Origin of the sequence: Chitinophaga sancti, assembly GCF_034424315.1 — a bacterium.
Taxonomy (GTDB): Bacteria; Bacteroidota; Bacteroidia; order Chitinophagales; family Chitinophagaceae; genus Chitinophaga; species Chitinophaga sancti.
This window is the reverse complement of sequence record NZ_CP139972.1, coordinates 4,675,275-4,697,313: the sequence shown is the minus strand read 5'-3', so window position 1 is coordinate 4,697,313 and position 22,039 is coordinate 4,675,275. Positions and strand designations below refer to the sequence as shown.

16 protein-coding genes and 1 tRNA gene are annotated in these 22,039 nt (G+C 40.4%); 10 read left to right on the top strand and 7 right to left on the bottom strand.

The window, feature by feature from the left end:
• Positions 1–7 precede the first annotated feature (7 nt).
• Positions 8–1,969: a Sec-dependent nitrous-oxide reductase gene (nosZ, locus tag U0033_RS18040; protein WP_322518466.1), complete on the bottom strand. Its 1,962-nt coding sequence runs from the start codon at positions 1,967–1,969 to the stop codon at positions 8–10.
• Between the two features lie 7 nt (positions 1,970–1,976).
• Entirely contained in the window at positions 1,977–2,462 is a 486-nt protein-coding gene (locus U0033_RS18035) for a c-type cytochrome (RefSeq protein ID WP_072363486.1), read from the bottom strand.
• Between the two features lie 940 nt (positions 2,463–3,402).
• Between U0033_RS18035 and U0033_RS18030 the strand changes: the two genes are divergently transcribed.
• The 3 genes from U0033_RS18030 to U0033_RS18020 all read left to right on the top strand — a co-directional run bounded on the left by U0033_RS18030 (position 3,403) and on the right by U0033_RS18020 (position 4,700).
• Positions 3,403–3,615: a hypothetical protein gene (locus U0033_RS18030; RefSeq protein ID WP_072363487.1), complete on the top strand. Its 213-nt coding sequence runs from the start codon at positions 3,403–3,405 to the stop codon at positions 3,613–3,615.
• A gap of 249 nt (positions 3,616–3,864) precedes the next feature.
• On the top strand, positions 3,865–4,494 hold the full coding sequence (locus U0033_RS18025; protein ID WP_072363488.1) for a DUF2975 domain-containing protein: 630 nt from the start codon (positions 3,865–3,867) through the stop codon (positions 4,492–4,494).
• 2 nt (positions 4,495–4,496) lie between these two features.
• The gene (locus tag U0033_RS18020) at positions 4,497–4,700 is read left to right on the top strand and encodes a helix-turn-helix domain-containing protein (protein WP_072363489.1); all 204 of its coding nucleotides are present in this window, start codon (positions 4,497–4,499) and stop codon (positions 4,698–4,700) included.
• Positions 4,701–4,903: 203 nt separating this feature from the next.
• On the opposite strand, the gene U0033_RS18015 is transcribed toward U0033_RS18020, so the two are convergent.
• Positions 4,904–5,308, bottom strand: coding sequence for a PepSY-like domain-containing protein (locus U0033_RS18015; protein ID WP_072363490.1), 405 nt, complete (start codon positions 5,306–5,308; stop codon positions 4,904–4,906).
• A gap of 108 nt (positions 5,309–5,416) precedes the next feature.
• Between U0033_RS18015 and U0033_RS18010 the strand changes: the two genes are divergently transcribed.
• The 4 genes from U0033_RS18010 (at position 5,417) to U0033_RS17995 (ending at position 14,126) form a co-directional block, all read left to right on the top strand.
• Complete coding sequence (locus U0033_RS18010; RefSeq protein WP_072363491.1) at positions 5,417–6,091, top strand: response regulator transcription factor; 675 nt, start codon at positions 5,417–5,419, stop codon at positions 6,089–6,091.
• A 97-nt stretch (positions 6,092–6,188) separates the two neighbouring features.
• Complete coding sequence (locus U0033_RS18005; RefSeq protein ID WP_083571695.1) at positions 6,189–9,044, top strand: T9SS type A sorting domain-containing protein; 2,856 nt, start codon at positions 6,189–6,191, stop codon at positions 9,042–9,044.
• A 151-nt stretch (positions 9,045–9,195) separates the two neighbouring features.
• Positions 9,196–13,827 carry an FG-GAP-like repeat-containing protein gene (locus tag U0033_RS18000; RefSeq protein WP_072363493.1) on the top strand — a complete coding sequence of 1,544 codons (4,632 nt, stop codon included), beginning with the start codon at positions 9,196–9,198 and terminating at the stop codon, positions 13,825–13,827.
• A gap of 225 nt (positions 13,828–14,052) precedes the next feature.
• A tRNA-Pro gene (locus U0033_RS17995) sits at positions 14,053–14,126 on the top strand.
• Between the two features lie 198 nt (positions 14,127–14,324).
• On the opposite strand, the gene U0033_RS17990 is transcribed toward U0033_RS17995, so the two are convergent.
• The 3 genes from U0033_RS17990 to U0033_RS17980 form a co-directional block, all read right to left on the bottom strand.
• Positions 14,325–14,789 (bottom strand): hypothetical protein, encoded by a 465-nt coding sequence (locus tag U0033_RS17990; protein WP_072363494.1) that lies wholly within the window; start codon positions 14,787–14,789, stop codon positions 14,325–14,327.
• A gap of 437 nt (positions 14,790–15,226) precedes the next feature.
• Entirely contained in the window at positions 15,227–15,538 is a 312-nt protein-coding gene (locus tag U0033_RS17985) for a hypothetical protein (RefSeq protein ID WP_072363495.1), read from the bottom strand.
• A gap of 222 nt (positions 15,539–15,760) precedes the next feature.
• A complete protein-coding gene (locus U0033_RS17980) occupies positions 15,761–16,303 on the bottom strand; it encodes a hypothetical protein (protein ID WP_072363496.1) in 543 nt (180 codons plus the stop codon).
• Between the two features lie 278 nt (positions 16,304–16,581).
• Here U0033_RS17980 and U0033_RS17975 point away from each other — a divergent pair, with 278 nt between their 5' ends.
• A complete protein-coding gene (locus U0033_RS17975; RefSeq protein WP_072363497.1) occupies positions 16,582–17,124 on the top strand; it encodes a GNAT family N-acetyltransferase in 543 nt (180 codons plus the stop codon).
• Positions 17,125–17,328: 204 nt separating this feature from the next.
• On the opposite strand, the gene U0033_RS17970 is transcribed toward U0033_RS17975, so the two are convergent.
• Positions 17,329–18,378, bottom strand: a complete 1,050-nt coding sequence (locus tag U0033_RS17970) for a DUF7638 domain-containing protein (protein ID WP_072363498.1) — start codon at positions 18,376–18,378, stop codon at positions 17,329–17,331.
• Positions 18,379–18,961: 583 nt separating this feature from the next.
• On the opposite strand from U0033_RS17970, the gene U0033_RS17965 reads away from it, so the two are divergent.
• Together U0033_RS17965 and U0033_RS17960 are read left to right on the top strand one after the other, a co-directional pair.
• Positions 18,962–19,732, top strand: coding sequence for an alpha/beta fold hydrolase (locus U0033_RS17965; protein ID WP_143150824.1), 771 nt, complete (start codon positions 18,962–18,964; stop codon positions 19,730–19,732).
• A 136-nt stretch (positions 19,733–19,868) separates the two neighbouring features.
• Entirely contained in the window at positions 19,869–21,833 is a 1,965-nt protein-coding gene (locus U0033_RS17960) for a beta-N-acetylhexosaminidase family protein (RefSeq protein WP_072363499.1), read from the top strand.
• The last annotated feature ends 206 nt before the right edge of the window (positions 21,834–22,039 follow it).

Sequence of the window (22,039 nt, the reverse complement as noted above, 5' to 3'; positions counted from 1 at the left end):
AGTTTGTTTAGTTTTTGGCTACTGCACTGTCAGGCAGGTTTGTACCGTACTTCAGCGGTGTGTTTGCACCTGCTTTGGATACTCTTACATAACCCTGCATTTCCTGGTGCAGTGCGCTACAAAAGTCAGTACAGTAGATAGGGAATATGCCCTCGGTATCTGGTATCCACTTCAGTGTACAGGTTTCGCCAGGCATGATCAGGATTTCTGCATTTGCAGCGCCTTTCACAGCAAAGCCGTGAGGAATATCCCAATCCTGTTCCTGGTTAGTAACGTGGAAATATACTTCATCGCCTACACGTACACCTTCAATATTATCAGGTGTGAAGTGGGAGCGGATAGCAGTGATATACACATGTACCTTGTTACCTTCACGTACTACTTTCGCTTCTTTCTCACCCCTTGTTACAAAAGGATGTTTGTTTTCCTCGATCTTGAAATACTTCACGGAGTTATTCTTGATCAGGTCAGCAGGAAGTGCCTGTGCATAGTGAGGTTCACCCACGGTAGGGAAGTCCAGCAACAGTTCCATCTTATCGCCGGAGATGTCGTACAGCTGTGCACTTTGTGCCAGCTCAGGACCAGTAGGCAGATAGCGGTCTTTAGTAATCTTATTGTATGCAATCAGGTATTTACCGTATGGTTTTTTGGTATCACCGCCTGGAATGCACAGGTGACCTACGGAGTAGAAGGTAGGTTTCCTGTCGAGTACTTTCAGGTCTTTGATGTTCCATTTCACTACTTCGGAAGAAACGAAGAAGGAGGTATAAGCATTACCTTTTCCGTCGAACTCGGTGTGTAATGGGCCAAGGCCAGGTTTCTGCACTTCACCGTACAGGGCGGATTCGTATTTAACAACAGGGATACCCTGGTAGTCGCCATCGAAGTCTTTCTTTTCGATCGCAGCCATCAGCTTGTCGAAAGAGAATACAGGGATCAGTGCAGCCAGTTTACCGCTACCTACGATATATTCACCAGTTGGGTCGATATCGCAACCATGTGGAGATTTAGGACAAGGAATGAAGTACACGAAATCTTTCAGTTGGGTAGGATCCAGTGTCAGCACCTTGCTTTCGATAGTAGAGGTCGCACTGTGAGTCGTTTCATTATACACGTTGTGTGCATAACGGGAGTTCTTCAGGACACCTTTATTGTTTTTGATATATTCTTCAGCTTTCTTCCAGTTCACTGCCATGATGAAGTCTTTATCACGCTGGGAAGCGTTTACTTCAAGCAGGGTATGTGCCTGTTCTACGTTATAGCAGGAGAAGAAGAACCAGTCGCGGCTTTTACCTTTACCGGCATGGCTCAGGTCAAAGTTGATAGCAGGGGTCAGCAGCTGGAAAGCCAGGGACATACGACCATTGCTGCTGTCAACCTTAATAAAGCTGATAGTACCATTGAATGATTTTTTGTAATCAGCAATAGGCACATCTTGTTTGTCGCCAATAGGTACACTGAAACGAGTACCGGCTACAACGTATTCTGTATTTTCGGTACAGAAAGGAGAAGAGTGGTTACCGGCGCTGTTTGGCAGCTCGATGATCTCTTCGGTTTTGAAAGTAGCGAGGTTGATACGTGCTACCCTTGGCGTATTGTTTGCATTTGCGAAGAGCCAGCGGCCATCGGGGCTGCCATCTTTCTGTGACAGTTCCAGGTGGTGTTGGTCATCCCATGGCAGGGAACCGTGAGATGTTTCGAGCATGGGCTTGGTTTCTTCGCTGTAACCATAGCCATTTTCAGGCATTACAGAGAATACAGGGATAATTTTGAGCAGACGGCCGGAGGGGAGTCCATAAACAGCCACCTGGCCATTGAAACCACCGGAAACGAAGTTGTAGAACTCGTCGTATTTACCCGGTGCCACATACACTTTTTCAGCAGCGCCGGCAGTGATGGCACCTGCTTCGTTGCGAGGCTTGCAGGATGAGATGGCAAGCAGTAGTACTGCAATTGAGGATAAGCGCATATGAAAATTATTTAGATGAATCATTGTTTCTCATAAATTCGAGTACATTTCTTGTTTCTTCGTCAGAAAGGTGCTGGTTGGGCATGCGAACCATACAAACTGCCAGCATTGCCTGCGCACGAGGATCTTTGTCAATCATCTCATCTGTATTTGTCACGAAGTTCATAATCCATTCTGGAGATTTTCTCGTGGTAACACCTTTCCATCCTGGCCCTACTAACTTTTCCGTGGTCAACTTATGGCAGGCTGCGCATTTTACTTCATACACGCTTTTGCCTGCTGCAATCATTTTTTGATCCAAGGTTGGGCTTAATTCTACATTCTTAAATTTACCCGATCCCCTTAATGAATCGTATGAGGAAGAACTTGTGGAACCAGAAAGGCTGTTGTCTTCAACTACTGATGATGTGGAATCCTCTTTGGGTGGTTTACTGTTGTTAGAGCAGGCCACGGCTATTGCCAATAGGACTGCTGTGTAGAGGTACTTGTTCATTTTTAATTGTTATTTAAGGTAAGACATCAAGATTATTTATCCTAAGGAGTACAACACCGCGCAATTACGTATTTTCTGAATATTTAGCTTCACTGAATTACGAACACCAATTTGAAATATTAGATCCCCGGAGGTAGGCAACCGTAAGGGCTATATGCAGGTTAAAGATATGACACTTTTTAAGATATCCTAATTCACACCAAAGATTACCTATAGTTAGATGGATTTAGGAGCCACAACATTTGGAATGTATAAATCTAGTAAAGATTTCAGTTTATTTTCTTTAATTTTTTTATTATCAGCGGTATTCTAATTGAATAGCCAGGCATATTGTTTATTTCAGTAGTTCCAGGCTGATTGGGTTCTTATTTGTTTATTCAATTTACAGCAACGGATAAACGATGGTTGTACAGGAAGGAGATATTAAGCAAATTTGAATGTGACTAAATAAGGCTTTCTGTGTCCTTATTGTTCCTGTTAAACGTAGGATATATGGAAATGTTCTTTATTACACTCAAATAAACCCAGTGCCCGGAGCCAATCCTGCTAAATGAGACTTTATAGTTAAGCGTTCAGATATCAAACAAACATATATCGCAAAATGTTTGTCCGTTGTGTAGTCTTTGTTTATTTGATTAGTGATAGGCCACAAAATGGCGGGAGGTAATGAATGCGGGATATTAAAAAGAATTGATTCTCCTGGGGGCTGGGTTGGGTTTATATTAAATGGAGATGCATTTGCGAGCCTATTTAATTGATCTTGTGGCTTTCCTTAATTGTAAGATCTGATCCTGGTTTTTTCGGCGGGCGTATGCTCGGGTAATTCAGGAGGCGACTTTGCAGAGATTGGATACGATCGTATAGGTTTATTGGTGGGGTGGATTGTCTTTGGAATGGGAAGGAATTAGTAGTGATTTTTGGTGCCTTAAAGTTCTAATCGATGTTCTGTGATGAAATATTTGACACTTTAGCAATGTTCCCATGTTTTCAGTTTGGCATATCAGGAACTTATGTCGGGAAAGCTGGATATAGTGGTGCAGATGGAGAGTCGAAAGAATGGAAACTAACTTTAAACGGTAATGGTAAATTTGAATATAATATTCAAAGGTTTTATGGTATGAATAATTATAATCATTCAGTATTAGGTACCTGATTGACTTAAATGACCCGACTTTCTCTTTGAAGAACCCTTCCATTACTATCTGGTTGTCATTATATGATGTTCCGGAAAATTCCTCTTTAACAGATATTCAATTTCGATCCAGCTTGTAGAATCGAACTGCCTGGTCAAATGAATAAACCACTTGAGTTTGCTTATTCTCAATAATTATTTATTGTAAAACGATAAATAAATTTTGCAATCCAATAAACTCTCCTTTTCTTTGTCTAAATTTATAACCTCATGAAACCTAAAAATATCATCGCAATTTTCAAGGTGCTTACCACGATAGGGTTTTATTTTCTCCTTTGCTGGACGATCGTCTTTTCTTTTTTCTCGATTGTAAATATAACAGCTAATAACCCATTGAATCATTCTGCGTTTACCAGTAATAATTATAAGGTAATGGCCTTTGGTGTTAACAAAGCGAAAAGCCTTTCTGAAGTGGTGTTTTCAGCAGACAAACAGCTGCGTTACCAGTTGGTTGAAAATGAATACAATGTGCAGATAACACCATCGACTCCTTTTGGATATTATACAATGTTCATGACTTTAATCCACTTTCTTATGGGGATCTTTACGCTCTGGACGTTCAGGAAAATCCTGAAAGAACTCCAGCTGGATGCTCCATTTAACGGAAAGATTGTAAGACGTTTGAAAAATGTAGCTGCTGTATTCGTAATTGCCGATATCGTAAACGTGATCAATAATATCATCTTCAACCAGTATCTGCATCAACAGGTTCCGGCTTTGGCATTTAAACTGGAATCCGAGGTTGGTAGTGGATTTGTTATCGGTGCGATTACATGGGTAGTAGCAGTGATATATCAACGTGGAGTAGAATTACAAACATACAACGACTTAACTGTATAATTATGCCAATTGTCATAAACATAGATGTAATGCTAGCCAGGCGTAAGATGTCTCTGACTGAGCTAAGTGGAAAAGTAGGCATTACGATGTCCAATCTCTCAATTTTAAAAACCGGTAAAGCAAAGGCTATCAGACTGGAAACGCTTGAGGCAATATGTAAGGTGTTGAATTGTCAGCCGGGGGATATTTTGGAATATGTGGAATAGTATGGCTTAAAATGAACTGCTGCCATTGGGAAGGATGATGTTATGACGCAGGAATGTAGCTGGTAAGGGATAAGCTGGGGAATGAAATTGACTGCTTAAGAATTCAGGTATTGGAATACTGTTACTAATGAATAGAAATATCTTTAAAAGCGCTTTCAGATAAAGCCTGAAAGCGCTTTTTATATTAACAGGAAAGCCTCTTATTACTTCACCAATTCTCCCTCCCCGTTAAAGATCAAATCCTTTTTATTCACCTCTGCTTCATATTGGATACTTCCATCCGCCTTCGTTATTTTTGCAGTTTCTTTGATTACAGCATTATTGTAATGTTGCTTCAAATAAGCACTTACTTTTGCCGGTAGCTGTTGTGCCGTGATCACTTCCTCCTTCTCCAGGAATTGGCCGGATTTTGTAAACACTGCAGACATCTCTTTCGCCTCATAATTGAATATTACCTCGTAATCATTCTTCTCTTTTTCCCATTTCGCTTTAGTTGCAGCCGGAAAGTTTTTTTGAAACGCACTCACAGCCGGCTTAGGTGCATCCTGTGCAAACAATGATAATACAGGTAGTAGTGCTACTAACAGTAGTGCATTTGACTTTATCATAAAAGTTAAGTTTTGTTGATAAAAGCGAATCTATTTTCCGAATCTGGGAATAATCCGGATAACTGTAACACAGAATTTATTCAGAATTGCCCCGAATCTTTATATCAAATGAAGATTTTAATTGTAACAGCCGAAATGCAGCTCGCACAGGATATCCGCCGTTACCTGGAACAAGAGGATAATCTTTGTGAACTGACTGCTGATATGAATGAAGGTCGATCATTGATCGGTCAATTCAGTTATGACTGTATATTATTAGATCTGAGTTTTTACGGAGAGGATGGACTGCGTTTATTACAAGATCTTAGACGAGGAAAAGGATCAGATAGGGTGATTGTTATTTCTGCAAAAAATTCCTTGGAAGACAAGGTGATGGCTCTTAAAGCAGGTGCAGATGATTATCTGTCCAAGCCATTTCATTTGGCAGAACTCAGTGCAAGGTTTGAAGCTGTGACCCGCAGTCGGTTTTTGAAAGCAGCTACTCACATTGTATTCCAGCAATTAAAAATTGATACAGCATCAAGAGCTGTGTATATAGCAGATCGCGATATTTGTCTTACGAAAACAGAATATGAGTTGCTTCTATTCCTGATTATTAATAAAGGAAACGTAATTGCTAAAAATACAATTGCTGAACACCTGAATGGACAATCTGCTATTCATCCGGAGAGCTATGATATCATATATGAGCATATTAAAAACCTGAAACGGAAATTAGTATCCGAAGGGTATCGCATTAAGTCTGTCTACGGCAGCGGATACAAGTTTATAGCATGCGTTTAACACCCTCCTCTATCCTACTATGTCAAGTAGTTTTTGTAACAACTTTATTCCTTAATTTAATAAAGATGTTATCCCTCAATTGTTAAACCTTTATTCCATGTACAAATGCTACCTCCTTCTTATACTATCACTGATAAGTACGCTTTGCATGCATGCCCAGGTTTCAGTAAATGCCAGCATTGGTTTACCAGACAGCACTTATTCCACGCTTAAAAGAGCATTCGACGCCATTAACGCCGGCACCCATCAGGGTGTCATTAATATATCCATCACAGGTTCTACTACAGAAACAAGTACCGCTAAACTCAATGCAAGCGGAGGCACTTCCAATTATGTTACCATAAAGATCCGCCCCACTGTCGTTTGTTCACTTCGGGGTAATCTGCCCTCAGCCATGATTGACCTGAATGGTGCCGATAGTGTGATTATTGATGGCAGAATCCATGATTCAGATACCGTCAGAAGCCTGACAATTACCAATATCCATAGTAGCCTGACTGTGCGCAGTTCTACCATCCGTTTTATTAATGGCGCCCAGGGGAACACCATCCGATATTGTAATATTGAGGGCTCCGGACAAACGAAAGAAAGCGGGAACATCGTATTGGGTGAAACAGCGGTCAATACTACGCTTAAAAACGCCTATAATGTAATAGATCACAACGATATCAGGCCGGCAAACAATAGAGGAATGCTATATGGTATCCTGGGTAGGTTTATCCTTCAAAACCTCGGTTATAATTATTACAATACTTTTTCCAATAACCTGGTACACGGTTTTTATAATTACAATACTGCAAACATAGATATCCCTTTTACCGCAGGTATTTATCTCACCTATCACGAAGGCTTCATCACCGTGAGCGGGAATAGTATTTACCAGACAGATACTATCAACCAGAGCCAGTACTTTATGTACCTGGAACCTACGGCCAACTGGAATATCAACAAAGATAACTATATAGGTGGCAGCGCTGCGCAAGCGGGCGGACATCCTGCTTATTATTCAGGAGATAATATCAGTATTACGGGTTTATATGATGGAAGTAATTCAAACAGAAATCGCGGACAGGTTGATGGGAATGTAGTTACTAATTTTAAGCTCCTGTCTTCCACAGGTAGTGTGGGATTTACCGGCATGGTATTTTCCCGCACCAATGATTTAATTGGTGAATCAAAAAAGAATATTGTTGGATCAGTCACTGATACCGGTGTAATACGTGTGGAATGCCCTGGCTGTACCGCCATGAATATTACAGGTGTTTTATTGAGTAACCTTTCTCTTGGCAGCCAATCTGCCCTGCGATTAAGGAACATGGAGGTAGGCGGAATCAGTGCGGATGCACCCTTGGCTAACGCGCAGGTAAAAGGGATTTCAAAGGATGTTGGTACTGATTCTGTCTTGATAGAACATTGCGCCGTACGCCAGTTTGCTATTCATGCAGATAGTGGCGCTGTAGCCGGAATAGCCCTTATTCATAACAATTATCAGCAGGTATTTTGCCGGAATAGTACTGTCAGTGATTTATCTTCAAATGTAAATATAAACGGGATTTATGCTTTCAGGTTGAACAGTGCTGGTGCATTTACCGCCAATAATATCATTGAAGATAACCAGGTATATGGATTGTATAATAATAATGGTGCCGTAAACGGATCTGTAAGGGGTATCTTTTCTGATAATGTAATTGGAACCGGATCAGCAAGTGCCTATATGAATAATACTATCAGGCGAAATCATGTGTATGATTTATATACTACCAGCACGAATACTGCTGCTATCGTAACAGGCATAGAGAACACGAACACTTATTACCAGTATTTTTATGTGGATACTAATACTATTCATTCCCTGCATAACCCTGCTGCCTATTCAGGTACGCAGTATTCTCCTGCTGTGCAGGGAATAAGTGCCAGGGGTCCACGAAATGCTCCTGTGCGAATACAGGGCAATATGATTTATGACCTGGAAAACACGGCTACTTCTGTGGCTTATGTGGCGGGCATCACCTGCCTGCATAGTGGCAATACCAATGTTTTGCAGGTGCTCAAAAATAGGATATATGATCTGAGAACACCTTTGGCAAGCTCAGGTAATGTGAGCGGTGTGTTGTTAAACGGCGCATCTGGTGCAGGATCTTTTACTGTTCAAAACAATATGATCAGGCTGGAGCCGGCTAAGACGGAAGTGTATGGTATTAACCTGTTGCAAATTTCTACCGCAGTTACCGCTTATTTCAATAGCATTTCAATTGGTGGAACTGCTACTGGTACTAACATTTCTGCTGCGTTTAGAAAATCAAGGTTTACAGGTACGACTGTTACTTCCGTGAATAATGTCTATTATAATACCAGAACCGGCGGTACCGGCAAACATTATGCACTGGTGAATGAAAGGCCCATGCCTGCACAGGAATGGATATTATCTAACTATAATGATTTGTATAGTGTAAATCCGGCCACTGTGGGATTATGGTACAATAAACCACTCAGTTTCGCTGATTTTAAAGATAGCAGTAATATGGATGCTCATTCGATCTCTGTACCTGTATCTTTTGTAGATACGACAACTGCCGATCTGCATTTATTAAGCGGAAACAGTGCATTAGTTGCGGGTACCTCTTCCACTCCTGTTACAGACGATTATGATGGTGATGAGCGGCATCCGGTTCCTACTATTGGTGCGGATGAGCTGGAGGTGATGATGGCATTGATGAAAGATGAGGCTAAGAAAACAATTGCTATATACCCGAATCCTGCACATGACTACCTGACAGTGAATATTGCCGACAATGCCTTGTTGAGTATTTATGATGCGCAGGGGAAAAAGATCCAGGATAAGAAGGCTGTTTCGAAAACGGTCGTAGATGTACAAAAATTGATGCCTGGTATGTATTTACTAATAATCAGGTCTTCGTCTGGCATATCAGCGCAATGGTTTATAAAGCAATAAGCCCCTTTCCCTATAAAGATTTTATCCCCAATTGAAACTATTCTTCCACCTGGTGGAAAAAAAACGTCCATGCCATTTTTGTAAGTGTTTGATTTTCAGATATTTGTAAATCTGGATTGAAACTGGTATTGCTTAGTGAAAATTAAGCAATATGAAGAAGGGAATTTTACTTTTTATACTCATACTGTTAATAAACAAATTATTCGCTACAGGCGAACCTTCTACTTATTTTCAAATATACGTACCACCAAACAATGATGCTGTGCGACGGGATGTGGCATTAATTGTCACTGCTATTTATGATAGCACCACTTTTGAGATCATTGACGATGGCGCTGACGGCGATACGGATGATAGCAAAAGCGGCATACTGATGGCCGGGCAAAGTTATGTGCTTTATATCAGGGATAATGGTATAAATGATGATGCCCGGTATGCATCCGGAGGCATCCTTAAATGGGATGGAGATTACTTTATTGTAAAGAGCAATAAACTTGTGTATGCTTCTCAATCCACAAATAGTGACTGGCAGCATGACTGGGTACCTTCTACTGATAAAAAATCCATTGGTCAGAAATTCATTATTTACTCCCCTCCGTATTCTTCTTCCAAAAGGGATATCAATGTTTTTCCCTATGATAATAATACAACTGTTATTTTCAAAAAGATTAGTACACAGCCTAAGACCAATACCGGGTTCACTGATGTCAAAATGGGTCAGGACAGCGTTGTATTCACCCGGAAACTGAATATAGGGGAGGACATTATCTACAAGTATACCAATGGGAGAGATATAATGGGTGCGGGCGAAACCTATATGATTATATCCGATAAACCCATTACCGTTCAATATGGTGCCTTGTATGGTAATGAAAGAGATGGTGGCGGATATGTACCCACATCTAATGGAAGTTCTTCGGGAGAGCTGATGTACTTTGCTGTACCCTATCAGAGTGGGGGTGAGCAGGAAATCAGGATCGTTAGCTGGGATGATGCCAATGCTGTGAAACTGGAACGGTATAATAATGGTAGTTGGGTGGCGGTAAAAAGTTTTACGCTCAACCGCTTACAGGCGAATGATTGGGTGGGAAAGACTGAAGGGAATGTCAGTTATTCAACTGTATTTCGTATTACCTGTACTGCAGGTAAAAGAGTGTCGGTTTTTGAAGGGAACTGGTTTGAAACCGGTGCACCCGGTACCAGTGATATGGCAACGATGGTAAGTGCGGAGAATGGAACGACTTCGGGGAACAAGTTCCTGAGCTATATGGCCCCTCCGAGTAGTGAAAATAACGTAGTTGATCCGTTTACAGGTAAGGCTTTTGGCCAGCTGCTTACACATGTTTACATGTTTTCAATCAAGGGCGCTGTTGTGACTGTAAAGGATGCTTATACTGGAGGCAAGAAAATTAACCGGGTGTTCAAAATCGCACCAGGGCGGTATGCGGATTGCTATTTAACCTTAAGTGACTGGAAGAGTATATATAATGGTACCGGCACTCCATCAGGACCGGAAAGACCTTATTTGTTGATAGAAAGTGATAACAATATATCTGTTATGAACTCCAACTTCCAGGATAACTGGATGTGTTACACTGGAACTCCCCTTGAACAAAGCTTTACCGAATATTCGATCACTTCCAATTCTAATGCGATACCTGCAGATACAGTAAAAGTAACTGCTTATATAAATGCAGGAAGTGACGTTGCCGGCACAAAAGTACAGGTGATTGTAGAAGATGGTCTGAAGATTGTTAATTCTACTTTTTCAGGACCTGCTACACCCACTATCTCCGGTACTATCAATGTTGATAAAGACAAGATTACAGCAGAATTTGATAATACACCCAACCTGAAAAGTGGTGGTCAGTATAAGGTAGAAACGATGATGATCGCGGCTGCGAATGATAATGAGAATGCACCGATTAAAAAGGCAGTGAATTCCACCGTGGAGACAATTGTAACAGGCATGGTAAATGGGCAATTACAGCAGTCGTCAACCACAGAGGTAGTGAATGTAAATCCGCTGAATGCTTCGAAATTAATCTTTTCAAATTTTAGCGATAACCTTGTTAGCAAGGATTCTACTGATTCCTGGACGGCTAACTGGGTGGATGTTAACAATGATGGGTATGATGACCTTTTTGTGCCTGACAGGAGAAGTAATTTCCCTTGTTTGCTTTATCTCAATGATAAAAAAGGTGGTTTTGCCCGGCATACAGCCAACTCGTTTGTAAAAGATACAGCGATTTCAATGGCAGGTTCCTGGGTGGATGCTGATAATGATGGGGATCTGGATTTGTTGGTCATCAATAATACAAGGAAGCCCAATGCTTTTTATGTAAATAATAATGGTACGCTTGTTAGAAACAATGATCTGCCTTTTGTGAAAAATGTATCTTATTATCATGGGGCTGCATTTGCTGATTATGATAAGGATGGCAAAGCAGATCTCTTCCTCTGCAATTATTTCCCTACCCGTTACAATGAATTATACCATAGTACTGGTAGTGGTGGATATGAAAAAGAGCTGGATGATGTTATTCCAATGCAGGCAAATCAATCAGTAGGACCTACCTGGGCTGATTATGATGCGGATGGTTACCCGGATTTGTTTGTTCCTAACGGGAATGGCTATAAGAATTCACTGTTTCATAATGAGGGGAATGGTAAATTCTCCCGGGTTGATAATGCAGTTTCAAATGATGGTGGACAATCTGTAGGAAGCTGTTGGGGTGATATAGATAATGACGGTGACCTGGACCTTTTTGTCACAAATGCTAACTCGAAGGGGAATTTCCTGTACATCAATAATGGTGGCGGCAACTTTACTAAAGTAGTAAATAGTGTGGTGGTGAAGGACAAAGGAACTTCGCACGGATGTGGGTTTGCAGATATTGATAACGATGGAGACCAGGATTTATATGTAGCTAACGATTCGAATGGTTCTTTTCTTTACCTAAATGACGGGAAGGGTAATTTTACGCGTAAGACCGATGAATTACCTGCCTTCAATTTTGGTAAAGCGATGGGAACTGCATGGAGTGATTATGATAATGATGGAGATCTTGATCTTTTCGTAAGCACACACTCCGGCCAGGTGAACGGGTTTTTTACTAATAATGGCAACAGCAATGCCTGGTTGGAAATCAAGCTCACTGGTACAGTGTCTAATAAGTCCGCTGTGGGTGCCGATGTTTTCGTAAAAGCAAACAACATCTGGCAGATGCGGGAAGTAAATTCACAGTCAGGTTTTGGTGGGCAGAACAGTTATAAACAACATTTTGGTTTGGGGAAAGCGACTACTGTCGATTCAATAATGGTGAAATGGCCGGGCGGTATTATTCAATATATCGTGAATGTGGCGCCGAGGCAGATAATTCAGGTCACTGAACCACAGTCTGTAAAATTGGTTGGCGCGTTGTACAATGATCTGAATAATAACTGTCATAGGGATGCCGGGGAGCCATTGGTGCCTGAAGGAAGTGTAAGGGTAAATAATAGTTATAATATTTTCTCTGATAAAGCAGGCTATTTTTATACAAGGTTAAATGCTGGTGCATATACAATTGTGCCATTGCCCGGGAAAAACGTTGTACCTGCCTGCAGTAAGATGAATGTAACTATTGCCCTGGGCAAGCAGCCAGATACTGTTTGGTTACCAATAATACTTTCCTGCAATGGTAGTGATCCTGCTGTAATCTTTGGTAGTACAGCTATTCGTAAAGGGTATACGAATAACCAGTTTACCTGGATGGTTTCGAATAAAGGGATTAGTAAGATTCCGTTCCTGGTAGCCAAACTGAAAATGCCGGCTACGGTATCAATATCACAAGCATCCCAGCCATTCTCTAAAACAGAGACCGTTACTGAGAATGGGATTAAATATGTAATTGTTTCCTGGAATCTGAGCGATATGGGCGCATATGAGGATCGGTTGATCAGTTTTAATCATTCAGTAAGTTCAACTGTAAATATCGGGGATACGATCACTTTTAATGCCTGGATAGACGGGGCCGTTAACGATTGCGACTATTCAAATAATCAAAGTAAGGCCACTTACACTGTTGTGGGGGCTATTGATCCCAACGAGATGGAAGTGGCTCCGGTTGGGTATGGTAAGGGTGGCTATATCATGTCATCTGATGTGTTAACCTATACAATCAAGTTCCAGAATATAGGGAATCATCCGGCTTCGGACGTTTATATTATAGACGAACTGCCGGAGGGCCTGGATCTTTCAACGCTGAAGGTCGTTGCATCCAGTCATCCGGGGGTAAGTATGGCATTGTCTGGGAACAGGCTGACTTTCCATTTCCAGAACATTTATCTGACTGATTCGGTATCAGATGCGAATGGTAGCCAGGGGTATATCTCTTTTTCAGTTTCGCCTGATAAGGGAATAATGGCGGGAACGACGTTGGTAAATGCTGCCAGCATTCAGTTTGATCAGTATAAACCTGTGATGACCAATAGCGTTACCAATACTATACAATCTTACCAACAGGAAGAGAAGTTGATTGAAGTGGCTGCTTATCCTAATCCGGCAATTGATGTCATCAACTTAAGTTTAAGTCATAAAATGGGGGATTATACGAATAAATATATCCGGGCGGTTTCGCTGTCAAATATCCTGGGTGAGGTGGTTTTCCAGAAATTATTTAATCCTGGGGATGAATGCCGGATCAATCTTCCGGTGACTTTAAAAGGAGTGGTGTTGTTAAAAGTGGTGGATAATGATGGAGATTTTTATGTGAAGAAGATACTTGTTTCTAAGAACTAAATATTTAATCGACCGTTTATTGAGACCTTTAGAGAAGCTTGCAGATAATCACATCTGCAAGCTTATTTTTTGCAGGCAGGGCGGATTTTTGAATGTTTGATAGGCAGGTAAACCGGGTTTTTGGGGTTATTTTGAAAAAAAATAGAATAGGAATGTGGTAAGTTTTCAAAAAATTTGTTAGGTTTGCGCTCCCAACGGGGTATTCATGATATGGATGTCCTTTTTCGGGGCGTAGCGTAGCCCGGTATCGCGCCTGCTTTGGGAGCAGGAGGTCGCAGGTTCGAATCCTGCCGCCCCGACGAATCGGAAAAAAGGAGATCAAGCAATTGATCTCCTTTTTTGTTTTTGGTATATTGGGTTTGTTATAATCCGGACGTATGGAAAAATCTTAATGACAGCGCAATTAATTAATTTCTTCTTCTATCATTATTAATTATAAGTTTTAGGCAATATTACATGCTATAATACGATCATTAGTTTATTCAGGATTTTCAGGTTTATTTATATTCTGTAAATGTCAGGTTGAAAAAATCAGGGATAAGTTCTTTATACGGTTTGTTCCAGCTTCTTGAAATTAAATCTTCAATTTTACCCATCTGCTCAATGTCAAACTGCAAGCCTATTTTGTCAAAGAAGGCCATCATTATAGTATAACCTACTATAGCCGGGTTTGTATCTGTGAAGCTTAGTCCCGCTATTTTATTTATTTGAACTGTCCAATTTGTATCAACAATTGAAAAGGCAAATTCTAAACCCTTTATTGCTGCATGTTTCCAGGATTGATAGCCGGATTTTGGAACCTCTTCGATATAACCCTGACTATAAAACCCCTTCCCGGAATAGTTTTCTATTATTTCATTTAGACCGGATAAATTGGGTGACACGTCAATATTGACAATGGCAAAACATCTGATGCTATTGTTAATTATTTTAAATCTAAAATCATTTGTTTGGTCTGACATTTATTTGATTATGAATTTTATGATTATAAACCCATTTGGGAGGTTTTTAACAGATCACTTTCACTGATTATCCAAATTTTCAAATATTATAGGGTTATTCGGCTCAATTTACAAAAAAGGATAGCTCAATTGTTTCACTTCAATCCTCAAACCATCACTTAAAGCTTCGTGTACAAATTTAAGCGCATAATGTCAGCCCATGTAAAAGGTCCAAACCTAAAAGAATATTTTGATGCTACTTATGGGGCAACAGGTTAATTTGTTTATTTCGAATTAATGATGTTGCTTTTAGTACATAATTGCTCAATTATGTTTAAATCTGCTATTAGAAAGTTCTTTACATTGTCGGGTCACCCCGACAATGTAAAGAATGGTATAAATAAGTCAGGTAATGCTTGGTTATACCATTTTTTGTTTGATTTTGTTATCACCATGTCTTAATCCTCTCCTTCTATTCCAATTTCGACCATTTCGCTTCCTACTCCTAAACCTAACAAAAAGTCTTGGCTATCATGTTCCTGCGTATCAATTATAATCAATTTATACTTGCTACCATCACTAGCCAGTGCAATTTCTTCAACTGCCTTAATTCTCAACGTTAATTTAAGAGATGAATTCAAATGGATACGCACAAACCAGTTTTCAAAAATTTCTCCTTCCTTTAATTGTCCGATCATATAAAATTCATTTCTGCTGGCAATACCAAAACTTTCAATTACTTCGAATTTTCCCTGTATATCACTTGTCATAAAAATTGTTTGAAGGCAAATTAATGTTTATAATTTTAAATAGGCCGTTTGTAGGATCAGCTTATGTTATATGATTTGCCAGATTTATGTTTTGATCTTTGGGTGGAATTGGTGGATTTTGGCCAAATCTTCGACCAAAAAGTTCGAAAAGTGTCCGGTCACCCCGACAAAAAACCGGTAAAAAGGAGATCAGGTAATTGGTCTCCTTTTTTGTGAAATCTCCTACCAACTTGTCTTTTTTATTCCATAATACCAATCAGGATACCTTAATGTTGGGCTTTTCAATACACCTACTACCTTCTCATAAGCATCATCGCGAATATAAATCACTGCATAACCGTTAAAGTTTTTCAACTGTTCGTTCCGATAGCCGTTAAATGTTATTAATCTGTCAAGCTCCTCCTGATCTGCGAGGGAAAAGAAATCAAGCCCTACAAATTCATAACAGCTCCAAAGCTCCATACATAGCTGAAGGGCATCTTCCAACTGATGAATGTCAATTTTCCAATACAGTCCAAAATCAGATTTATGCTTTTTGTAAGTGTTGGCCCTTAAAGTGTGCATTAATGTATTAATCTTTTCCCCTATAGCCAAATCAAGGCTGTCAAACACAAAACAGGTAACTATTAATGTATTCGTAATACTAAAATACTCTCGCACTAAATCTCTTAAAAGCTCCCGGGATATTACCTTAGAGGGATCTTTCTGAGTAAAATATATATTTTCATCTTCAACAATTATCTTTAATGCATTTGGCTCAATCATACTGATTATTAAAAGCTAATAAAACTCCCCTTTGTACCTTATCAAAGGTTCTCAATTCTCCCAATTATAAAGCATTATTTCCATAATAATCAGTTTTATAGCAGGATTTCTCACGGCAATTTTGTTACTCAACCGGATATTCCGAAAATTTGGTAAGAAGTATTTCTTCTACAGTGAAAGTATTATCTTTCACTGTAGAAGAAATGTACGACTATTACTTAAATTTATGAGTTGGCTATAATTTGACAACTTCGTAAGAGGTCTTATAGAGAAATAAAATGAGCGATTATATACTAACAACTGAACGACTTGGTTTAAGACGGTGGCTTGATTCAGACATCCAACCATTTGCAGAGATGAACAAAGACGTAGACGTAATGAGGTTTTTCCCTAAAAGCTTGACAGATAGGGAAACATCAGAAATGGTGCAAAGAATCAAATTGCATTTTGACGAAAATGGATTTGGGCTCTTTGCAGTTGAAAACAAACTAACAAAAAAAATTATTGGTTTTACCGGATTTGCTGTTCCAACATTTGACGCATTTTTTACTCCCTGTGTTGAAATTGGTTGGCGATATAAAAAAGAAGCTTGGGGACAAGGCTTTGCAACAGAAGCCGCTAATGCTTGTTTGAAATATGGTTTTGACATTCTGGAATTTGATAAAGTCGTTTCATTTACTTCAATAATAAATGTGAAGTCAGAAAACGTAATGAGAAGAATTGGTATGAACTACGTAGGGGAATTTGACCATCCCAAGGTTGAACAAAATAGTAGGCTTAGACGTCACATTTTGTACCAAATTAATACTAAGCAACTTTAGTCAATATCGAATTAAACTACAGCCAACAGTGTGTTTATAAATTGTGGCTGGATGTTGTAGGATTCAACTAAAAACGAGACAAGGCAGCATTTCTGCTGCCTTGTCTCGTTTTTATCACTTTCTGAAATGCAGTTCAGGCGCCAGACCTTTCTAAAATTCTTTAACCTGTTAAAAAAAGGATTATTTGGTTCGCCTCACGGATAGTTATCCGTCGTTTTGTTCATCATTGGGTTTCGGAACTATAATCGTTGGCAGTTCTTCCCCCCTTTCTTTTGCTAATATGTAATGAGACCAATTCTCAATTTCCTGGTCTCCATAAATTATCATTCGCACTTCAATATCTTTTGTATCCATGTCCCCAACATACATTCTCTGGTGGGTTGGTATACTTTCGTAAGCAATCCGTAATTCCTCTTTGGCATTTTTTGTCGGACTGGCTAAAAACTTTTGGTGGACTTGTCGACAAAACTCTATTGTTGTCGGTTCTCCTTTCAATTGTTTTTGAATATCTTTTATTTCTAATAGTTTGTCTTGAATTGATGTAATGTAATGCGTTTCTTGAATGGAGAATTTTCCAAGCCCATAAATGTGAACTATCGAACCAATTGGAATGTCAGTTAATAAAACACTTTCGTGTACAAGCCTTTCAAATTCTTCAATATTTAAAGTTATTGGGCTCTCTAGTCGTGAAAGCTCCAAACTTCCATCTGCAAAGACATTTGCTTTTACTAAATTAAATACATCGTTTGTTTTGTAAAATAGATTCACGCTTTCGCCATCTATTTTGTTTGAAAAAAAGTCATTTGGCGTCTTTTCTTTGTAAATCGTTCCGTTTCCGTTTTCACCGATCCTGACACCGTTGATTTTTTTCTCACTGTATGTATAAATGTTTTCTAACCTTGGGTTAAGATACTTGATTAACTCTTTTACGTAGTCGAGAAAGGTCTCCTTATTAAATTGCCAATTTCCATTTTGTATTGTCCAACTTCCTAAACCATGAATTGAAATTTCTTCATTGTCCGGAACGTTTAAGGAAACCCAGCCGCGTTGAACGTCTTTCTTAAAATGTTCAAAGTCCTCAAAGTTCCAGCATTGAACCCGGCCGTTTTCATAAACATCTAGGTCGACAAAAAAATAATTGCTATTATGAATGATTGCAGGAATTGAAAATCCTTCGATTATTTGCTTTCTATAGACTTTTGTCGAAGGGGTAATCATTTTACCCGATTTTCGATTGAATAAGTTAAATTTCATTATGCTGTTTGTCAAAAATAAAAGTAATGTTTTTTATTTTCGATTTTATACAGCATTATTAGTGAGAAGCATTTATAGATATGTATTTGCTTATTCTTGTAAAATGATCTCCACACCGGATCCATTAATGTCCTCGTTAACTCAGGCAAATAAAATATCTCTTTTCTCTGAACAAAGAGAAATATTAGTTTTTAAATAATTGATTATTATATTTTTATGGTTTAACTGTTATTGTCTTTTTGATAATAAATTGCGTAAATATTGGTTAGTAAAATTAATATTCTATCAGCGCGTTCGAAAAAGTGCCCGACTAAATGGAAGCGTCTTCAAATCAATAATTCGACGGCACTTTTTTTAATTCCCCCCTTAAATCACCTGATAACTTCTCCCAAAAAGCTTTAGATAGATCCCATGTAAGAAAATGGTACCAAACTTGCCATAGGTAATGCTCCCGTGGGGAGTTCCTGTGGAACCCTTCCAATAAATAATATGTTTACTATCCTAAAGGGACTTCTACTACAGCAGGCTACAGTATGTAAGTATACTATGTAGACTGAACGATTTAAATAACACCGTATTAAAAATGCCTGTCAGGCAAGAAGGAAGAAGATCTATGGCGCACAGTGTGAAAGTGATTTTTGTTGGTTTTTGTATGCTCACCAGCCTCCTGGTGAAGGGGCAAATACCGAAGGATACAGCTCATAAAGCACAGAAAACTGTTTACCTTTTTAGTGGTATAGGGGCAGACTCAAGTATATTTATGAACCTTGAATTGCCAGGGTATCATAAAGTTTATATAAACTGGATCCCTGCATTGCGACATGAAACCATTGAGCAGTATGCAGCGAGGATCAGGCCCCAGGTTACTGAAGAAAACCCGGATATCATCGGACTTTCCTTTGGTGGGATTGTTGCTGTGGAAGTGGCGAAGCTGGTGAAGGTGGATAAAATGGTGCTGATTTCTTCCGTCAGAACTAAGAATGAATTGAACAGGATACAGTTTTTCTGGATGAAACTGGGTTTTTATCATCTTATTCCGGGAGCCTTAATACAGCGGACTAATTTTCTCACCTATCGATATTTTGGCGCCTGGTCGCCTAATGATAAAGAGACATTGACGAATTTATTAAAAGACACGGATGTCAATTTTTTCCGTTGGGCATTGAAGAGTATTGCTTATTGGAATAATAAGGTGCCGCCGGAAAGGACGATTCAAATAAATGGAACTGCTGACAGGGTGATTACTACCAGGCGGGTGCATCCGGATTACCAAATTAAAGGCGGTGGACATTTGATGGTTTTTAATAAGGCGGATACTATTAGTAAGATTATTGTGAATTACCTGGGGAAGTAAGGGGAGGCTTTGATGATTAATTGTTCAATCATTATATCATTTTGCCCATTTCCATTCCAGGCAGGCGCTAAAGGCATTTTTTGCCATTCCAGTTACTATCTTACCATCATTATAGGTCTCTAAACACGTAAGAGGAATGAAAATGTTATTCACCTGTTTAACCGTTGTGATGTTCGGCTGCAGCGCTGCTTTGGCTCAAACGGTTCAACATTCTCCGCAAGCCAGTCCGGCATTTGCGCAAGCTGCTACCTTACCTGCTATTTTCCCGGCCCCGGTATCCATCGAACTTGGAAAAGGTGCCTTCACACTGGGGAAATCGGTTGTACTGATTACTGCTCCCGGCGTAGATACTGCCACTACAACACTGGTGCGTAAGTTACTGATGGCTGCAGGCGTTGAAACTGTAACGAATGCACGGCAGTTGCCACAGGTATTTGACTACCCGCACATTGTTCTCGGAACGGGCGATGCGGCGATCGTACGTACTGCGCTTTCTAAGAGTGGCGCTGTGCTGGATAGTAATGTTGAAGGTTACACGATTGCCAGCACTGTGATAGGCAATGGCGCATTGATAACCCTTGCCGGCTATGATGCGGATGGTTTATTCCATGCTGCCCAGACTTTACGTCAACTCGTGCAGCGTGCTGCTATTCCTGCTCTGGTGATCAAAGATCATCCTGCGATGCCGATCCGAGGTACGATTGAAGGGTTCTATGGAAAACCATGGTCTATGGCTGATCGTGCGAAGCATCTCGACTTCCTCGCTACTGTAAAAGCCAATACATATATCTATAGTCCAAAAGATGATCCTTATGCCAGGGATCGCTGGCGCGATGCTTATCCCGCTGCAACCCTGACTGAGCTGGGTAAACTGGTGGCGAATGCGGCTAAGAACCATATCAACTTTGTGTATGCGATTTCACCTGGTCCTACCGTTTGTTTCTCTGACACCAGCGATCTGCAGACACTGGTGCGCAAGTTCAATGCCCTGCGTGCTATTGGTGTACATAGTTTTTATGTAGCCCTCGATGATATCGAATATAAAAAGTGGAATTGCGACCTTGACAAGGTAACTTTTGGTCCTTCAAGTGCTGAAGCAGCAGGTATTGCGCAGGCAAAACTGCTGAATGCATTGCAGGCCAGCATTAAGAAAGCTGATCCGACTGCACCTGATTTAATTATGGTGCCAACAGAATATTATGATGCAAAAGAATCTCCGTACAAAGCAGCATTACGTAAAAACCTGGATTCACAGGTAGTTGTGCAATGGACGGGTACTGATGTTGTGCCACCTGCCATCTCTGTGCCTGATGCAAAAGCGGCTACAAAGGCTTTTGGTCGTAAGACACTGTTATGGGATAACTATCCGGTGAATGACTATGGTGAATCAGTAGGTCGTTTATTGGTAGCTCCTTATGTAAAGCGTGAAGCGGGTTTATCTAAAGAGCTGGAAGGTATCCTGTCCAACCCAATGAACCAGGAGGCACCAAGCCGTGCTGCAGTAACTGGGGTAGTTGCCTTTGCTTGGAATGATAAAGGATATGATGCGGAGCGGACCTGGCTTTTTGCTGCAAGAGAACTGGCGGGTGGTGATGAGCAGACGACTGCCGCACTGCTTACTTTCTTTGATACCCAGCATCTGGCGCCGACTTTTGGTAGTCAGCCATGGCAGGAGCAGGCTCCAAAGCTGAAAGCGATGCTGGATGGTGTGCGGGATGCCATTGCAAATGGCGATGTGGTTACCAGGCGTCAGGCGATTGCAGATCTGATCAGGCATGCAGCGGTGTTTGCAAGTGCACCTGATATTATCAGGGCTGGGATAGTGGATACATCTTTTGCTGTGGATGCACGTCCATGGCTGGATGCGATGCAGTTGTGGGGAAGAGCGCTGCAGTTGACAGCTGCAGGGCTGGAAGCTGCTGATCATGGAAGTAATGCAGCGGGTCGTTATTTTGCGAATGCGAAGAAGTTGGCTGCAGAAGCGGCGGCGATGCAGACGATACCTGGTGCGACGCGTTTTGGTGGAGCGATTAAGATTGCGGACGGGGTGTTGGATGAGTTTGTGGCGAGTGCGCCGAAAATGATTGCGATTGAGAAGTAGTAAGTTTATGAAAAAGGGGATCAGGTAACTGATCCCCTTTTTTTATGGATATTTTTCTAATGCTCCCGTTATAAATCCCCCACATGAAGCGTGAATATAGAATTATCATCGTCATCACTCATCTGTACTAACATTGTTGTCTCCTTTTTACCTCTCTCATAAACTCCTCAAACTTGTTGATAATAAGCCCGTCTGTTCCATTCTAA

Coding starts and splice junctions, on each gene's coding strand:
- nosZ (WP_322518466.1), bottom strand. CDS start 1,969: ATGCGCTTATCCTCAATTGCAGTACTACTGCTTGCCATCTCATCCTGC.
- U0033_RS18035 (WP_072363486.1), bottom strand. CDS start 2,462: ATGAACAAGTACCTCTACACAGCAGTCCTATTGGCAATAGCCGTGGCC.
- U0033_RS18030 (WP_072363487.1), top strand. CDS start 3,403: ATGTTCTGTGATGAAATATTTGACACTTTAGCAATGTTCCCATGTTTT.
- U0033_RS18025 (WP_072363488.1), top strand. CDS start 3,865: ATGAAACCTAAAAATATCATCGCAATTTTCAAGGTGCTTACCACGATA.
- U0033_RS18020 (WP_072363489.1), top strand. CDS start 4,497: ATGCCAATTGTCATAAACATAGATGTAATGCTAGCCAGGCGTAAGATG.
- U0033_RS18015 (WP_072363490.1), bottom strand. CDS start 5,308: ATGATAAAGTCAAATGCACTACTGTTAGTAGCACTACTACCTGTATTA.
- U0033_RS18010 (WP_072363491.1), top strand. CDS start 5,417: ATGAAGATTTTAATTGTAACAGCCGAAATGCAGCTCGCACAGGATATC.
- U0033_RS18005 (WP_083571695.1), top strand. CDS start 6,189: ATGTACAAATGCTACCTCCTTCTTATACTATCACTGATAAGTACGCTT.
- U0033_RS18000 (WP_072363493.1), top strand. CDS start 9,196: ATGAAGAAGGGAATTTTACTTTTTATACTCATACTGTTAATAAACAAA.
- U0033_RS17990 (WP_072363494.1), bottom strand. CDS start 14,789: ATGTCAGACCAAACAAATGATTTTAGATTTAAAATAATTAACAATAGC.
- U0033_RS17985 (WP_072363495.1), bottom strand. CDS start 15,538: ATGACAAGTGATATACAGGGAAAATTCGAAGTAATTGAAAGTTTTGGT.
- U0033_RS17980 (WP_072363496.1), bottom strand. CDS start 16,303: ATGATTGAGCCAAATGCATTAAAGATAATTGTTGAAGATGAAAATATA.
- U0033_RS17975 (WP_072363497.1), top strand. CDS start 16,582: ATGAGCGATTATATACTAACAACTGAACGACTTGGTTTAAGACGGTGG.
- U0033_RS17970 (WP_072363498.1), bottom strand. CDS start 18,378: ATGAAATTTAACTTATTCAATCGAAAATCGGGTAAAATGATTACCCCT.
- U0033_RS17965 (WP_143150824.1), top strand. CDS start 18,962: ATGCCTGTCAGGCAAGAAGGAAGAAGATCTATGGCGCACAGTGTGAAA.
- U0033_RS17960 (WP_072363499.1), top strand. CDS start 19,869: ATGAAAATGTTATTCACCTGTTTAACCGTTGTGATGTTCGGCTGCAGC.